The sequence below is a fragment of the Pseudomonas sp. Bout1 genome (assembly GCF_034314165.1).
In the GTDB taxonomy this organism is placed as follows: Bacteria; Pseudomonadota; Gammaproteobacteria; order Pseudomonadales; family Pseudomonadaceae; genus Aquipseudomonas.
In genome coordinates, this window is sequence record NZ_JAVIWK010000001.1 from 484,868 (window position 1) to 500,661 (window position 15,794).

Here is a 15,794-nt window from a genome sequence, read left to right on the forward strand (position 1 = left end):
GGGCCATCTCCAGCAGAATGTCCGACCATTCTGCTGGGGATAGCGCGTTTAGTCGAGTTTGGCGGGCGGCGGTTCGGGCAGGTCCTGGTCCTGGGCGGGCGGCAGGAGGGTTCTGTTTTCTTCTTCCACCGGCACCAGCTTGTATTCCTGGCCATGCAGGTTTTTCAGGTAAACCTCCATCTGCCGGAACGAGATGTTGATGTGGTGGTTCTTGAACTCGCGGTTGATGAAGCGGTTGACCTCATCGATTACCGGGTTGCGGTCGCCAAGATCCCGTACATGCATGCGCAGTTCGTGGTCGAGGGTGCTTTCCCCAAAGTTGAGGAAGTACACGTGGGGCGCCGGGTCCTTCAGCACGCGCGGGTTTTCGGCGGCGGCCTTGAGCAACAACTCCTTCACCAGGTCCAGGTCCGAGCCGTAGTCCACGCCCAGTTTCAGGGTGACCCGGGTGATGGTGTCGGTCAGCGACCAGTTGATCAGTTGCCCGGTGATGAACGTCTTGTTCGGGACAATGATGTCTTTGCGGTCGAAGTCGGTGATGGTGGTGGCGCGGATGCGGATCTTGCTCACCGTGCCCGACAGATTACCGATGGTGATGGTGTCGCCGATCCGTACCGGGCGTTCGAACAGGATCATGATGCCCGAGATGAAGTTGGCGAAGATCTCCTGCATCCCGAAGCCCAAGCCCACCGACAGCGCGGCCACCAGCCATTGCAACTTGTCCCAGCTCACGCCGAGGGTCGATAAGGTGGAGACAAATCCGACGCCGGCAATCACGTAGGACAGCAGCGTGGTGGTGGCGTAGGCACTGCCCTGGGCCAGGTCGAGCTTGGACAGTACCAACACTTCCAGCAGGCCGGGCAGGTTGCGCGCCAGGGCGAAGGTGATGCCGATGATGATCAGGGCGCCGAGCAAGTCGCCGATGCTGATGGGCACCATGCTGATATTGGCGCCGGTGCCGCTGGTGTATTCGTAGAGGGTCACGTTGTCCAGGTAGGAAAATACCGAGATCAGGTCGGACCACACCCAGTACAGCGCAGCGATAAAGCCGCCGAGCAAGGCCAGGCGAATCAGGCGCATCGACTGCTCGTTGACCTGTTCGATATCCAGGGTCGGCTCTTCGATCACCGCTTCACCATCACCCGCTTCCTTGGCGGCCTGGCGTTTGGCCAGGGCTCGCGCATAGGCCAGGCGCCGCGCGGCAACGCCCAGGCCACGCACGAAGGTGGCCTCGATCACCAGCCAGAACATCAGCAGGTACAGGGTGTTGATCAACCGGTCGCTGAGTTTGAGGGCGGTGTAGTAGTAGCCAAAGCACACGGCAATAAACAGCGCTACCGGCAGCGCGGTAAATACCAGGCCAACCGCTTTGCGAAACAGCGAGGCTTTTTCGTGGGTCGGGCTGTTGAGCAGCAGGCGACTGAGCAACCAAGCCATCAAGGCGTAGCAGGTCAGTACCACGCCGATGCCCAGTACATCGTCTGCCAGCGCCGCCGGTTGATGCTCGGCGATGGCCACCACGGCCACCAACGCCAGCACCACCAGCCCGAGCTTGCGCACCCAGCCCTGGAGGAATTCGACCTGGGGTTTTTCCCAGCGAAAGTGCAGCTCTGCCACGCCGCCGGGCGCGAGGATCCGATAGGCGGTGTAGAACACCAGCCATGCCTGAGCGATCTGCAACAAAGCTGCGCCGAGGTTGGCGTTTTGCCCGCGCGCATCGATTTGCAAGGCATAGCCACACAGCGCCAGGCCCAGCGCCACCGGCATCGCCAGCGCGATGTTTACCAGGATCGCCACCGGCGTGTGCCACTGGCTGTCGCGCTTGAAGTGGCCGATGTCCATGTGGATTTTTTTCAGCCGCGCATACAGGTAGCTGCGACGCCACAGCAGTGCGCCGATCAACAACAGCAGGGGCAGGAACAGCAGCGGGCGCTGGGTCAGGCCGTCATACAGCTCGCTGACGCTGGAGGCCCAGGGCAGGGTAGTCACCTGCTTGCTCAAATGCGCCGGGACGGTTTCCAGCCATTCGGTGTCCAGCGGCTTGTTGCTGGGAATCCAGAACATCTGCTCGTCCAGAGTCGCCCGCAAGGTGGTGGCAGTGCTCAACAGTTGTTTCTGGTTCAGTTGCAGGGTGATGGATTCGTTGAGCAGTGCGCTCAGTTCCCGGCTCAGGCGCTCCAGCAGGTCGCTGCGGGTGATTGCCAGTTCCAGCAGGGTACGCCGCAGTTGTGGCGTGACCTGGTCAGCCGGCTGGGTGGCCAGCAGGCTGTCGACATAAGTACTCGGGGTGCTGATCAGTTCGCGCTGTTGATTGACCTCGAACTGGTACAGGCGAATGTTGGCGATGTCGTCTGCCAGGTCGCGGTCTACAGTCAGGCGCGGCAAGGCCTGCTTCTGTTTGTAGAGGATTTTGGACAGTAACAGGCTGCCCTTGAGCACGTTGATTTGTTCATCCAGCGCCGAGTCACTTTGGGTAACGCTGTCGAGTTGCTGCTTGGTCTGCAGGTTTTTCTGGGTCAGTTCGTTGAGTCGGTCGGTGCTTTTGAGCAGGTAGTCGGACAGTTTCAGGTTGGCCGCGCTTTCCGTGGCGAGCAGGCTGCTGCCACCGGCTTTTTGGGCTTCGATGGATTGCTGGGTCACGGTTTCCTGGGACTGGGCCAGGCGCTTCTGGTTGATCAGGGTTTGCAGGTCCTGGATTTCCTGCTCCAGGCGGGCGGTTTTTTCCAGCACCAGGTCGTGCTGGCTGTTGCCCAGGTCTTGCAACTGGCTGTTGCCGGCCAGTTCCTGGCGGCGCAGCGGAATCAAGGCGTTGAGGGCGGCCAACTCGGCGTTCAGCTGGTTGCGTTGGTCGCCGCTGAGGGTCTTGCCATTGTCTTTGCCGGCTTTGAGGATCGAGTTGATTTGCTGGATGCGCGTCTGGCTGCTGCTGATTTCGGTCTGGGCGCGCTCGGGGCGGGTCTGGGCGGCGATGGTCAGGCTGTTGGCGTCGGCCAGGTCCTTTTGCAGGTCGCCTTGCTGGGTAGTGCGCTGCACCAGCAGTTGTTCAAGTTGCGGCACCGGCAAGGTGGCGTAGCGTTGGGCCACCGGAATCACCTTGGTGGCCTTGAGCCGGGTCAGTTCGCGCTGGTTGTCGACGGTCTGGCGCGGCGCGTCTTCCAATTGGCGCTTGAGGTCGACCAGGCGCTGTTGATAGTCCTGCTGGTTGCCCAGGTAGGTGAGGGTCTGCTGCAGGATGGTTTGCAGCGCCTTCATGTCGGCGTCGGGCAGCTTGCGGTCTGGCAGCTTGTCCAGGGTTTGCTGGACGGAGTCGATGCTGGGCGGGTCGGCCGCGTGTACGGTGCCGACGCAGAGGGTCAGGCCCAGCAGGGCAGTGGCTAAAAAGGTGCGCAGGATTGTCATAGAGACCGGTCAAGCAAGATGGAGAAGGGGGGGCAATGCCCCCGCAGTTTAGAGGAAGAGTCCGGGGCCCGGGCGACTTCCTTCGGGGAATCTGACGCCGACTTTGCCGATCTTGTTCCCGTCCATGACCGCGACGGTCCAGATGGTGTTGTTCCACTCCACCTGGTCGCCGACCACTGGCGCACCGCCAACTTTCTGGGTGATGAAGCGGCTCAGTGGCATGTCCGGGTCGATGCCTTCGAGCTTGAGCCCGTACAGCGCCGACACCGCGCCCAGCTGGGCGTCGCCTTCCAGTACGAAGTCGCCGAAGAAGCGCAGGTCGAGGCCGCGTTGTGGTGCCTGGCTGAACAGTTTGCCGAGGGCCGGCAGGTTGTGTTCATGGCCGATCACGCAGAGCAGATCGTCGACCTCCAGCACCGTACTACCCGACGGATGGAGCAGTTGCTGGCCACGAAACAGCGCGGCGATCCGCGTGCCTTCGGGCATTTTCAGCTCCCGCAGGGCGGCGCCGATGCACCATTTTTCGGCGCCCAGGCGGTACACGAACAGCTCCCACTCGCTGGTGACGTGCACTTCCAGGGCCGCCCGGGAAATCGGCGCAGGCTCTGGCGGTACCGTCACTTTCAACAGTTTGGCGACCCACGGCAGGCTCGTGCCCTGCACCAGCAACGACACCAGCACGATAAAGAACGCCAGGTTGAAGTAAAGCTGCGCGTGGGGCAGGCCAGCCATCAGCGGGAACACCGCCAGAATGATCGGCACCGCGCCGCGCAGGCCGACCCAGGCGATAAAGGCTTTCTCTCGGCCGTGGAAGGCCTTGAACGGCAGCAGGCCGACCATTACCGACAGCGGCCGTGCGAACAAAATCATCCACAGCGCCAGGCCCAGGGCCGGCAGTGCGATGGGCAGCAGGTCATGGGGCGTGACCAGCAGGCCCAGCACCAGGAACATGCCGATCTGCGCGAGCCAGGCCATGCCGTCGAGCATATGCAAGATGCCATGCCGGCTGCGCACCGGGCGGTTGCCGATCACCAGGCCGCACAGGTACACCGCGAGGAAGCCGCTGCCGTGCAGGGCGTTGGTCAGGGCAAACACGAACAGGCCGCCGGAAATCACCAGGATCGGGTACAGGCCGTTGGCCAGGTTGATGCGGTTGACCATCTGCAGCATCAACCAGCCGCCGCCCAGGCCGATGATGCCGCCGATGCCGAACTCGCGGACCAGGTGGCCCAGCAGGCTCCAGTGCAGGCCGGTCTGGCCGCTGGCGAGCATGTCGATCAGGGTGACGGTGAGGAACACCGCCATCGGGTCATTGCTGCCGGATTCTATTTCCAGGCTGGCGGTGACCCGTTCGTTCAGGCCCTTGCCGCCCAGCAGCGAGAACACCGCCGCAGCGTCCGTGGAGCCGACGATGGCGCCGATCAGCAGGCCTTGAATGATGTTGAGGTTGAACAGCCAGGCGGCTGCCATGCCGGTGAGGCCGGTGGTGATCAGTACCCCGACCGTCGCCAGAGACAACGCGGGCCAGAGCGCCACGCGGAAACTGGCCACCCGCGTTCGCAAGCCGCCATCAAGCAGGATCACGGCCAGGGCGAGGTTGCCCACGAGGTAGGCGGTAGGGTAGTTATCAAAGATGATGCCGCCGCCGTCGACGCCGGCGATCATGCCCACGGCCAGGATGATCACCAGGATCGGAATCCCCAGGCGGGACGAAAGAGAACTTACCAGAATGCTCGCACCTACCAGCAACGCGCCGATCAAGAACAGGCTGTTGATGGTCGTCGCATTCAAAGGCAGTACTCCATGAGTAGGTAAGGCGAGGCGCAAACTGACCATGCAGTCTGCGTGCCAGCGATTCTAACCTGTTGAATTGCTGTGCTGTCAAAAAAGGTGTTGGGGATGTACACAGGTCAAATGTGGGCGCTGGCTTGCCTGCGATTGCGGTGTGTCAGTCACTGGAGATCGTGGCTGTCAGATTGCTATAGCAGGCAAGCCAGCTCCCACAAGGGATTAGAGCCGGAAGCGCCCCACCATCCCGTTCAAATCCACCGCCAGGCGCGACAGTTCATTGCTCGCCGCACTCGTCTGGCTGGCGCCAGTGGCCGATTGCACCGACAAATCACGAATATTCACCAGGTTGCGATCCACTTCCCGCGCCACTTGCGCCTGCTCTTCAGCGGCACTGGCGATCACCAGGTTGCGCTCGTTGATTTCAACGATGGCGCTATTGATGGTGTCCAGCGACATCCCCGCACCCTTGGCGATATTCAGCGTCGACTCCGCACGCTCGGTGCTGTTACGCATCGAGTCCACCGCATGCTCGGTACCGGCCTGGATGCTGCCGATCATTCGCTCGATCTCGCTGGTGGACTGCTGGGTGCGATGGGCCAGGGCCCGCACTTCATCCGCCACCACCGCAAAACCACGCCCGGCTTCACCGGCGCGAGCGGCTTCAATCGCCGCGTTCAGGGCCAGCAGGTTGGTCTGGTCGGCCAGACCGCGAATCACGTCCAGTACTTTGCCGATGTCGCGGGACTCTTCCGCCAGGTTGCCGATCAGGGTTGCGGTGGCTTGCACGTCGCTGCTCATGCGCTCGATGGCGCCCACGGTTTCCTGCACCAAGTCACGGCCATCGCCGGCCGAGGAGGTGGCGTTTTTCGAGGCTTCGGAGGTGCTGACCGCGTTGCGGGCCACTTCTTCGACCGCGCTGGTCATCTCATTGACCGCCGTGGCGGCCTGTTCGATTTCGTTGTTTTGCTGGGTCAGGCCACGGGCGCTTTCGTCGGTCACCGCGTTCAACTCTTCTGCCGCGCAAGCCACTTGGGTGGCCGAGCCTGCGATGCGCTGCAACGTGTCTTTCAACTTGTCCTGCATCTTGGCCATTGCCAACAGCAGCCGGCCGGCTTCGTCGTTGCCTTCGACCTTGATCGGGCGCGTCAGGTTGCCTTCGGCGATCTCTTCGGCGGCCTCCAATGCCTGGGCGATCGGTTGGGTGATGCTGCGCGTCAGCAACCAGGCAAACAGCATCGTCAGGGCGGTGGCCAGAATCAGCAGGATCACCACCAGCTCAAAGGCCATGTCGTACTGGTCGGCGGCTTGCTGGTTGGTGGCAAGGGCCATCTTGTTATTGGTGTCGGCCAGGCGGCTCAGTACGGCGTTGATCTGGTCCGAGTTGTTCAGCAGCTCGGTGTTCAGCAGCGTGCGCAGCTCCTCTACCTGATTGGCCCGGGACAGGCTCTTCATGCGCTCTTCGATCTGATGGTACTGGGCCAGCAGGCGCACGTACTCGTCGTACGTGCTGCGTTCTTCAGGGCTGTCGATCAGCTTCTCGTAGACCGCCTGGGCGGTGCGAATCTGCTGATTGCGCACGTCAAACGATTCGAGGGTTTTTTGCTGAATGTCGGGCTCGCGGTTGGTCAGCAGGCGATAGGACAGTACCCGCAGGCGCAGGGTCAGCTGGGTGAACTCGTCCAGGGCGCGAATGCTTGGCACGCTGCTCAGGGTGATGTCTTCGGTCGCTGCGCGAATTTTGCTCATCTGGTTCAAGGCGAAAACACCGAGAAACAACATCAGTGCACCAATCAACGCAAAGCCGAGGGATGCCCGCGGCGCGATATTCATATTACGAAGAGACATGTTGTGATCCTGGGGAGAAGCGCGATCCGTGCGGGGTTTGTGCGGGGTGCACATGACCTATCGGTCATACGACTAAAGTCTTGAGGGGGTGCGCGCTTTTGTCGCAGATCGAGACGGTCTGACGGGATTCAGGAACCAGATGCCATAAATGCAGTCACTAAGGCTCGAAAGCGTGGCCTGCCCTGTAAAATCAAGGCCCCGCGCCGGGGATAACCCTGGCATCCGAGGTGAATTTTCTTTATCGTCACCGCCCTTTGAAAAAGCCCGAGAAATCAAAATGTTAGAAACATCCCTCAGCCAATTGGAACAACTGGTCAGCGACCTGGTACAGCAGAACCAGGATCTGCTGGGCACCCACGAATCCCTCAAGGCCGAACTGGCCCGCGCCAAGGATGAAAACGACAGCTTGCAGTTGAACCTGATGGAACAGGAAGAAAAGCAGGGCGCCACCGCGGCCCGTATCCAGGCGTTGGTTGAGCGTGTGAGCGCAGGTCCTGTCGGCGCATGAATGAAGGGATAAAGGTCGTTTCGATTCTCGGTGAGGATTACTCGATCAAGGCGCCGGAGGGGGAAGACAACACCCTGATGAGTGCCGTGACGATGCTCAAGGCATCTTTGGCCACCACCAAGAAAAAGTACCCGACGCTGCTCGGTGACAAGCTATTGGTGCTGGCGGCGCTGAACCTGTGCGCCGAGCAGATCGAAATGCAAAAGCGTCACCAGCAGGAACTCGACCGTTACCAAGAGCAAGTCAGCGCCACGGTCGAGGTGATTTCCAAGGCGATCGGACAGCCTTAGAACCACTCATCCTGCATCCCCAGGCACGTGTCATCACGTGCCTCGAGAATCGCCAGTTCATGATGGCAGCCCGGTATTTCCCACGTCAGGAAGTACCGGGCGGCCTGGAGCTTGCCTTTATAGAAGGCGACATCGCCAGCATTGTCCTTGGCCAGCCCTTCCTCGGCGCGAATCGCCTGCTCCAGCCAGCGCCAGCCAATCACCGTATGCCCGAACACTTTCAGGTACAGCGCCGAATTCGCCAGGCTGCTGTTGACCTTGCCTTGGGCGAGATCCGTCAACAGGCCGAGGGTGACGCTTTGCAGGCGTGCCACCAACTGTTCCAGTGGGTCCCGTAGTGGGGTAAGCGAGGGGTATTGCTGTGCCCGCGCGCCGGTCTCGGCGATCAGGCGAATCAGTTGTTTCAAGCCCGCGCCGCCGTTTTGCGCGAGTTTGCGCCCCAGCAAGTCCAGTGACTGAATGCCGTGAGTGCCTTCATGGATCGGGTTCAGGCGGTTGTCGCGGTAGTACTGCTCCACCGGGTATTCGCGGGTGTAGCCGTGGCCGCCGAGAATCTGGATCGCCAGTTCGTTGGCCTTCAGGCAAAACTCCGAAGGCCAGGATTTGACGATCGGCGTCAGCAGGTCCAGCAGTTCGTGGGCCTGTTTGCGCGCCGCTTCGGTGTCCAGGGTGGTGGTGTCGTCGAACAGGCGTGCGGCATACAGGCCGAGGTCGAAGGCGCCTTCCACATAGGCTTTTTGCGTCAACAGCATGCGCTTGATATCGGCGTGCTGGATGATCGACACGGGCGCGGTGTTGGGGTCTTTACTATCGGGCAGGCGACCTTGCGGACGTTCGCGGGCGTACTCCAGCGAATACAGGTAGCCGGCGTAGCCGAGCATCACCGCGCCCATGCCGACGCCGATCCGCGCCTCGTTCATCATCTGGAACATGCAGTTCAAGCCCTTATGCGGCTCACCTACCAGATAGCCGACACACTCCCCGTTATCGCCGAAATTCAGCGCCGTCGAGGTGGTGCCGCGCCAGCCCATCTTGTGAAACAGCCCGGCCAGCAGCACGTCGTTGCGTTTGCCCAGGCTACCGTCGTCGTTGACCAGGAACTTGGGCACGATAAACAGCGAAATGCCCTTCACCCCGGCGGGCGCGTCCGGCAGTTTGGCCAGCACCATGTGCACGATGTTCTCCGACAGCGGGTGGTCGCCGCCGGAAATGAAGATCTTGTTGCCCTTCAGGCGATAGCTGCCGTCAGATGCCGGCTCTGCGCGGGTACGAATATCCGACAGTGATGAGCCGGCGTGGGGCTCGGTCAGCGCCATGGTGCCGAAAAAGCGGCCTTCGATCATCGGTTGCAGGAAGCGTTGTTTCTGCTCCTCGGTGCCGAAACTCTCGATCAGGTTGGCGGCGCCCATGGTCAGGAACGGATAGGACGTGGAGGCGGCGTTGGCCGACTGGAAGTGTGCAAAACACGCTTGGGACAGCAGGGTTGGCAACTGCATGCCACCGGCTTCGAAGCTGCGGGCGGCGTTGAGAAAGCCGGCGTCAAGGAAGGCGTCCACCGCCGGTTTCACTTCAGGAATCAGAATCGCCTGACCATTCTCATAGCGTGGTTCGTTTTCGTCGCCCTTGCGGTTGTGCGGGGCGAAGAACTTCTCGGCAATGCTGCGGGCGGTATCGATGGCGGCGTCGAAGGTTTCACGGTTGTGTTCGGCAAACCGCTCGCGCTGGGTCAGGCCCTCGGCATCGAGGACTTCGTACAGCTCGAAAGCCAGATTGCGGGAACTGAGCAGCGTCTCGGACATGGCGGCTTACCTGTGTGGGAATTGGCCTGAGTCTAAGTGCGCAAATAGAGGCTGGATAGCAAGATTGATCTGGGTGATGGAGGAGCAAAACAGGGAGGAAGCTGGGACGCGGTCAATGTGGCAGCTTTTGTGGGAGCCGGGCTTGCCCGCGATGCAGGCACCTCGATGTGTCAGATACACCGAGGTGATGCCATCGCAGGCAAGCCAGCTCCCACATAAGCCAGCTCCCACATTTCGACCGCGTTTTGTCAGTTAGCCGATGGTCATCAGGCTGGCGTTACCGCCCGCCGCAGCGGTGTTGACGCTCAACGCCCGCTCGATCACCAGGCGCTCCAGGGCAATCCCGGTTTCGCCGGACGACAGGCCGTGAACCCCGACAATCGCTCCGCCACGCTTGGCCACTTGCTGGCAAACGCCGCGCAGTTGGTCAGAGTCGCCGTGATGCAGCACTGCATCAAAGACCACTTCGTCTTTGGTCCAGTCGGCCACTCGTGTGATCTTCGCCTGAATATCCTTCGGCAAGCGTGGGAACACGGCCTTGGTCAATTCGGTTTCCGGCCACACAGCCGAGCTGCCTACCGCCAGTACGGCGGCTAACTGGGTCAACAGGTCCGCTTCTGCTTCCGCCAGGCACAGTACGTGCTCGCGGGGCAGGATCGCGTAGCTGTTGCGCTCGCCGGTCGGGCCGGCCAGTTGGCGGGTGATACCGCTTTGGGATTGCGCGGCGAACTGCACGCACAGGGCGCTCAAGTCGCTGAGTTTGTTGCTGTCGGCCCAGGCTTGCAGGGCGGTCAGCGGCTTGCTCATGGCATCCCGCAGGCGTACATCCGGTGCGGCCAATGCATCACCGCGTACAAAGGATTGCTCGATAGCATCCGTAGGACGAGTCGACAGCAGGCGGTACAGGTACAGCGGGCCGCCGGCTTTCGGGCCCGTACCCGACAGGCCTTCGCCGCCGAACGGCTGCACGCCGACCACGGCACCGACAATGTTGCGGTTTACGTAGACGTTACCGGCATGGACGTTGTCGATCACCTTGGCGATGGTCTCGTCGATACGGGTGTGCACGCCCAAAGTCAGGCCGTAGCCGGAAGCATTGATCTGGCCGATAAGCTGGTCGATCTCTTTGCGCTTGTAACGAACCACGTGCAGCACCGGGCCGAAGATCTCCCGTTGCAGTTCGTCGAAGCTTTCCAGCTCGATCAGGGTTGGCATCACGAAGGTGCCGCGCTTGACCTCTTCGCTGTCGGCAATGGCCACCTGGTACACATTGCGGCCTTTGTCGCGCATGGCCTGGATGTGTTTCTCGATACCCGCCTTGGCTTCGGCGTCGATCACCGGGCCGATATCCACCGACAGGCGCTCCGGGTTGCCGAGGCGGCATTCAGCCATGGCACCTTTAAGCATTTCGATGACGCGATCAGCCGAATCTTCCTGCAAGCACAGTACGCGCAGTGCCGAGCAGCGTTGGCCGGCACTGTCGAAGGCCGAGGACACCACGTCGATCACCACTTGTTCGGTCAGCGCCGAGGAGTCGACGATCATCGCGTTCTGGCCGCCGGTTTCGGCGATCAGCGGGATCGGGCGGCCTTGTGCATCCAGGCGGCCGGCGACGCTGCGTTGCAGCAAACGTGCGACTTCAGTGGAGCCGGTGAACATCACGCCCTTGACGCGATCATCACCCACCAGGCGGGCACCGACGGTTTCGCCCTGGCCCGGCAGCAGTTGCAGCACGCCTTCCGGAATCCCGGCTTCCAGCAGCAGGCGCACGGCTTGTGCGGCCACCAGTGGAGTTTGTTCGGCCGGTTTGGCCAGTACCGGGTTGCCGGCGGCCAGTGCAGCGGCGACCTGGCCACTGAAGATCGCCAGCGGGAAGTTCCACGGGCTGATGCACACCACCGGGCCCAATGGGCGGTGGGCGTCGTTGGTGAAATCGTTGCGGGCCTGCACCGCGTAGTAGCGCAGGAAGTCCACGGCTTCACGCACTTCGGCGATGGCGTTGGCGAAGGTCTTGCCGGCTTCACGGGCCAGCAGGCCCATCAGTGGCTGAATCTCGCCTTCCATCAAGTCGGCGGCACGTTCCAGGATCGCGGCGCGTTCGGCGGGCGGCGTGGCCTGCCAGATCGGTGCGGCGTTCAGGGCGCACTGGATAGCGTTGTCGACGTCTTCGACGGTCGCTTCCTGCACATGGCCAACCACGTCGCGCAGGTCGGACGGGTTCAACACCGGTGCAGCCGCTTCGTTGCTGGAAGCGCAACCGAGCATCGGCGCGGCTTTCCAGTTGTTGTGGGCAGTCGCCAGCAAGGCGCAGGACAGCGACGCCAAACGGTGTTCGTTGGCCAGGTCGATACCGGCGGAGTTGGCGCGCTCGGCACCATACAGGTCACGCGGCAGCGGGATACGCGGGTGCGGCAGGCCGAAGCCGCCTTCCAGCGTCGCCATCTGCTCGATGCTGGCCACTGGATCGGCCACCAGCTCCTGGATCGAGATGGATTGGTCGGCGATGCGGTTGACGAACGAGGTGTTGGCGCCGTTTTCCAGCAGGCGACGCACCAGGTAAGCCAGCAACGTTTCGTGAGTGCCGACCGGTGCGTACACCCGGCACGGACGGTTCAGCTTGCCTTCGGATACCTTGCCTACAACCTGCTCGTACAGCGGTTCGCCCATGCCGTGCAGGCATTGGAACTCGTACTGGCCGGGGTAATAGTTCTGGCCGGCGATATGGTAAATCGCCGACAGCGTGTGGGCGTTGTGGGTGGCGAACTGCGGGTAGATAACTTCCGGTACCGAGAGCAGTTTGCGTGCGCAGGCAATGTAGGACACGTCGGTGTACACCTTGCGGGTGTACACCGGGTAGCCTTCGAGGCCTTCGACCTGGGCGCGCTTGATTTCGCTGTCCCAGTACGCGCCTTTCACCAGGCGGATCATCAGGCGATGGCGGCTGCGGCGTGCCAGGTCGATCACGTAGTCGATCACATACGGGCAACGCTTCTGGTAGGCCTGGATCACAAAGCCGATGCCGTTCCAGCCGGTCAGTTGCGGCTCGAAGCACAGGCGTTCCAGCAGGTCGAGCGACAGCTCCAGGCGGTCGGCTTCTTCGGCGTCGATGTTCAAGCCGATGTCGTATTGCTTGGCCAGCAGCGTGAGCGACAACAGGCGCGGGTACAGCTCGTCCATCACACGCTCGTACTGCGCACGGCTGTAACGCGGGTGCAGGGCCGAGAGTTTGATGGAAATGCCCGGGCCTTCATAAATCCCACGGCCGTGGGACGCTTTGCCGATCGAGTGGATGGCTTGTTCGTACGAGGCCAGGTATTTCTGGGCGTCGTGTTCGGTGAGTGCGGCTTCACCGAGCATGTCGTAGGAATAGCGGAAGCCCTTGGCTTCGAACTTACTCGCATTGGCCAGGGCTTCGGCGATGGTTTCGCCGGTGACGAATTGCTCGCCCATCAGGCGCATGGCCATGTCGACGCCCTTGCGGATCATCGGCTCGCCGCTTTTGCCAATGATGCGGCTCAGGGACGATGTCAGGCCGGCTTCATTATGGGTGGCGACCAGTTTGCCGGTCAGCAGCAGGCCCCAGGTGGCGGCGTTGACGAACAGCGACGGGCTGTTGCCCAGGTGCGGATGCCAGTTGCCGGTGCTGATCTTGTCGCGGATCAGCGCGTCGCGAGTGCCCTTGTCCGGAATGCGCAGCAGCGCTTCGGCGAGGCACATCAGCGCAACGCCTTCCTGGGACGACAGGGAGAATTCCTGCAGCAAGCCCTGGACGATGCCTGCACGGCCGCTGGCGCTTTTCTGATTGCGCAGTTTCTCGGCGATCGAAGAAGCGAGCTTGTTGGTCGCGTCGGCCATTGCCACGGGCAGGCGGGCCTGCTCGATCAGCATCGGTACCACTTCTGGCTCCGGGCGGCGGTAAGCGGCGGTGATCGAGGCGCGCAGTACGGATTGCGGCAGGATGCTCTCGGCGAACTCCAGGAAGCACTGGTGGGCGTGGTCGGTCTGGACCTCACCGGCTTCTTCCGCGTCCTTGCTGACCAGGCCGTTGAGCTCGGCCAGGGTTGCACCACCCTCGAGTTTCTCCAGGTAATTGAAAATCGCCTGCTTGATCAGCCAGTGCGGCGTGCGATCAATGGAGGTCGCGGCCGCCTTCAGGCGCTCGCGGGTCGGGTCGTCAAGTTTGACCCCAAGGGTGGTCGTAGCCATCTTTTTATCCTCATGGGTGCCACTACTGCGTGGCATCAGCTGGCGGCAAGATTAGCTTTGCGATGACAGAGGTGCAACCGGGTGCAACCCTTTTTATCCATGATTTTTTTGACGCTGATCGGGAAAAATTATCGCCACAGCCGAATCGGCTGTGTGTTGGTGCGTTTGGTTCTGACTTTGGCTGCGCTTGCTCCGAAAAGGAGCAAAAACACGGTGTTTTCCGAAAAACACATCAAGGTGCAACTTAATCTCAAGAAACTGGTTGCACCTTATTTACTTTGTTGAATAGCATTCGCGTCCAAGGTGCAACCTCCCACGGATGGTTCATCGGCTGATGGCTTTCCTGGGGAAACGTCAGTCATAAATGCGCGGCGCCAGGCTTCGTCTATCCACTGCACGTGGGTGGCCGTCCGGACAGACCGCTGCTACATAAAAACAAAGCCAGGGCGTAACTCAATGAGCGTAAGTAATCCTACCCTGATCACATTTGTGATCTATATCGCTGCCATGGTGCTGATCGGCTTTATGGCCTATCGCTCCACCAATAACCTTTCCGACTACATCCTGGGCGGTCGCAGCCTCGGCAGCGTGGTCACTGCGCTCTCGGCGGGCGCCTCGGACATGAGCGGCTGGTTGCTGATGGGATTGCCCGGAGCGATCTACATGTCTGGCCTGTCGGAAAGCTGGATCGCCATCGGCCTGATCGTTGGCGCTTATCTGAACTGGCTGTTTGTAGCCGGCCGCCTGCGGGTGCAGACCGAGCACAACGGCGACGCCCTGACCCTGCCGGATTACTTCTCCAGCCGTTTCGAAGATAAAAGCGGCCTGCTGCGGATCATCTCTGCGGTGGTGATTTTGGTGTTCTTCACCATTTACTGCGCTTCCGGCATCGTGGCCGGCGCCCGCCTGTTTGAAAGTACCTTCGGCATGTCCTACGAGACTGCGCTGTGGGCCGGTGCTGCAGCGACCATTGCCTACACCTTCGTCGGTGGTTTCCTGGCGGTGAGCTGGACTGACACCGTACAAGCCACGCTGATGATCTTCGCCCTGATCCTGACGCCAATTATTGTGTTGCTGGCCACCGGTGGCGTCGACACCACCTTCCTGGCGATCGAAGCGCAGAACCCTGACAACTTCAACATGCTGAAAAACACCACCTTCATCGGCATCATTTCGCTGATGGGCTGGGGCCTGGGTTACTTCGGCCAGCCGCACATCCTCGCGCGTTTCATGGCGGCGGATTCGGTGAAGTCGATTGCCAAGGCGCGCCGCATCTCCATGACCTGGATGATCCTGTGCCTGGGCGGCACGGTCGCGGTGGGCTTTTTCGGTATCGCCTACTTCTCTGCGCACCCGGAAGTGGCCGGCCCGGTAACCGAGAACCACGAACGTGTGTTCATCGAACTGGCCAAGCTGCTGTTCAACCCATGGATCGCCGGTGTGTTGCTGTCCGCCATCCTGGCGGCGGTAATGAGCACCCTGAGCTGCCAGCTGCTGGTGTGTTCCAGTGCCCTGACCGAAGATTTCTACAAAACCTTCCTGCGTAAAAACGCCTCCCAGGTCGAGCTGGTTTGGGTCGGGCGCGCCATGGTGTTGCTGGTGGCGTTGATCGCCATCGCCATGGCTGCCAATCCGGAAAACCGTGTGCTGGGCCTGGTGAGCTACGCCTGGGCAGGCTTCGGTGCTGCGTTTGGCCCTGTGGTGCTGATCTCGGTGCTGTGGAAAGGCATGACGCGTAATGGCGCACTGGCCGGTATCCTGGTGGGCGCGATCACTGTGATTGTGTGGAAGCACTTCAGCCTGTTGGGCCTGTACGAAATCATCCCGGGCTTCATCTTTGCGAGCCTGGCGATCTACTTCGTCAGCAAGCTGGGTGCTCCGACTGCCGGCATGGTTCAGCGGTTTGACGCGGCCGAGGCAGACTACAACCTCAATAAGTAATCAGCGGGGGCTTGA

9 protein-coding genes and 1 pseudogene are annotated in these 15,794 nt (G+C 61.4%); 4 read left to right on the forward strand and 6 right to left on the reverse strand.

All coding sequences use genetic code 11. The annotated features are described in order from the left end of the window. Positions 1-48 precede the first annotated feature (48 nt). The 4 genes and pseudogenes from mscK to RGV33_RS34135 form a co-directional block, all read right to left on the reverse strand. A complete protein-coding gene (gene mscK, locus RGV33_RS02225) occupies positions 49-3,399 on the reverse strand; it encodes a mechanosensitive channel MscK (RefSeq protein ID WP_322142928.1) in 3,351 nt (1,116 codons plus the stop codon). Positions 3,400-3,447: 48 nt separating this feature from the next. Next, a complete protein-coding gene (locus tag RGV33_RS02230) occupies positions 3,448-5,190 on the reverse strand; it encodes a potassium/proton antiporter (protein ID WP_322142929.1) in 1,743 nt (580 codons plus the stop codon). A 219-nt stretch (positions 5,191-5,409) separates the two neighbouring features. Further along, complete coding sequence (locus tag RGV33_RS34130) at positions 5,410-6,282, reverse strand: methyl-accepting chemotaxis protein (protein ID WP_416152104.1); 873 nt, start codon at positions 6,280-6,282, stop codon at positions 5,410-5,412. Between the two features lie 33 nt (positions 6,283-6,315). Further along, a pseudogene (locus tag RGV33_RS34135) lies at positions 6,316-7,089 on the reverse strand (MCP four helix bundle domain-containing protein); the annotation flags it as partial. A 223-nt stretch (positions 7,090-7,312) separates the two neighbouring features. On the opposite strand from RGV33_RS34135, the gene RGV33_RS02240 reads away from it, so the two are divergent. Both RGV33_RS02240 and RGV33_RS02245 read left to right on the forward strand, forming a co-directional pair. Beyond that, positions 7,313-7,543 (forward strand): hypothetical protein, encoded by a 231-nt coding sequence (locus RGV33_RS02240; protein ID WP_322142931.1) that lies wholly within the window; start codon positions 7,313-7,315, stop codon positions 7,541-7,543. Further along, positions 7,540-7,833 carry a cell division protein ZapA gene (locus tag RGV33_RS02245; RefSeq protein WP_322142932.1) on the forward strand — a complete coding sequence of 98 codons (294 nt, stop codon included), beginning with the start codon at positions 7,540-7,542 and terminating at the stop codon, positions 7,831-7,833. The genes RGV33_RS02240 and RGV33_RS02245 overlap by 4 nt, the downstream gene beginning before the upstream one ends. On the opposite strand, the gene RGV33_RS02250 is transcribed toward RGV33_RS02245, so the two are convergent. Continuing rightward, complete coding sequence (locus RGV33_RS02250; protein WP_322142933.1) at positions 7,830-9,632, reverse strand: acyl-CoA dehydrogenase; 1,803 nt, start codon at positions 9,630-9,632, stop codon at positions 7,830-7,832. The two genes, RGV33_RS02245 and RGV33_RS02250, sit on opposite strands and share 4 nt — an antisense overlap. A gap of 252 nt (positions 9,633-9,884) precedes the next feature. Further along, positions 9,885-13,838 carry a trifunctional transcriptional regulator/proline dehydrogenase/L-glutamate gamma-semialdehyde dehydrogenase gene (putA, locus tag RGV33_RS02255; protein ID WP_322142934.1) on the reverse strand — a complete coding sequence of 1,318 codons (3,954 nt, stop codon included), beginning with the start codon at positions 13,836-13,838 and terminating at the stop codon, positions 9,885-9,887. A gap of 81 nt (positions 13,839-13,919) precedes the next feature. On the opposite strand from putA, the gene RGV33_RS02260 reads away from it, so the two are divergent. Further along, complete coding sequence (locus RGV33_RS02260; protein WP_322142935.1) at positions 13,920-14,123, forward strand: hypothetical protein; 204 nt, start codon at positions 13,920-13,922, stop codon at positions 14,121-14,123. A gap of 171 nt (positions 14,124-14,294) precedes the next feature. Then, complete coding sequence (gene putP / locus RGV33_RS02265; protein ID WP_088423108.1) at positions 14,295-15,779, forward strand: sodium/proline symporter PutP; 1,485 nt, start codon at positions 14,295-14,297, stop codon at positions 15,777-15,779. Positions 15,780-15,794 lie beyond the last annotated feature (15 nt).

Bases quoted from the DNA above. Each gene is read 5' to 3' on its own strand.
- RGV33_RS02245 (WP_322142932.1), top strand. From the start codon at position 7,540: ATGAATGAAGGGATAAAGGTCGTTTCGATTCTCGGTGAGGATTACTCG.
- putP (WP_088423108.1), top strand. From the start codon at position 14,295: ATGAGCGTAAGTAATCCTACCCTGATCACATTTGTGATCTATATCGCT.
- RGV33_RS34130 (WP_416152104.1), bottom strand. From the start codon at position 6,282: ATGGCCAAGATGCAGGACAAGTTGAAAGACACGTTGCAGCGCATCGCA.
- mscK (WP_322142928.1), bottom strand. From the start codon at position 3,399: ATGACAATCCTGCGCACCTTTTTAGCCACTGCCCTGCTGGGCCTGACC.
- RGV33_RS02250 (WP_322142933.1), bottom strand. From the start codon at position 9,632: ATGTCCGAGACGCTGCTCAGTTCCCGCAATCTGGCTTTCGAGCTGTAC.
- putA (WP_322142934.1), bottom strand. From the start codon at position 13,838: ATGGCTACGACCACCCTTGGGGTCAAACTTGACGACCCGACCCGCGAG.
- RGV33_RS02240 (WP_322142931.1), top strand. From the start codon at position 7,313: ATGTTAGAAACATCCCTCAGCCAATTGGAACAACTGGTCAGCGACCTG.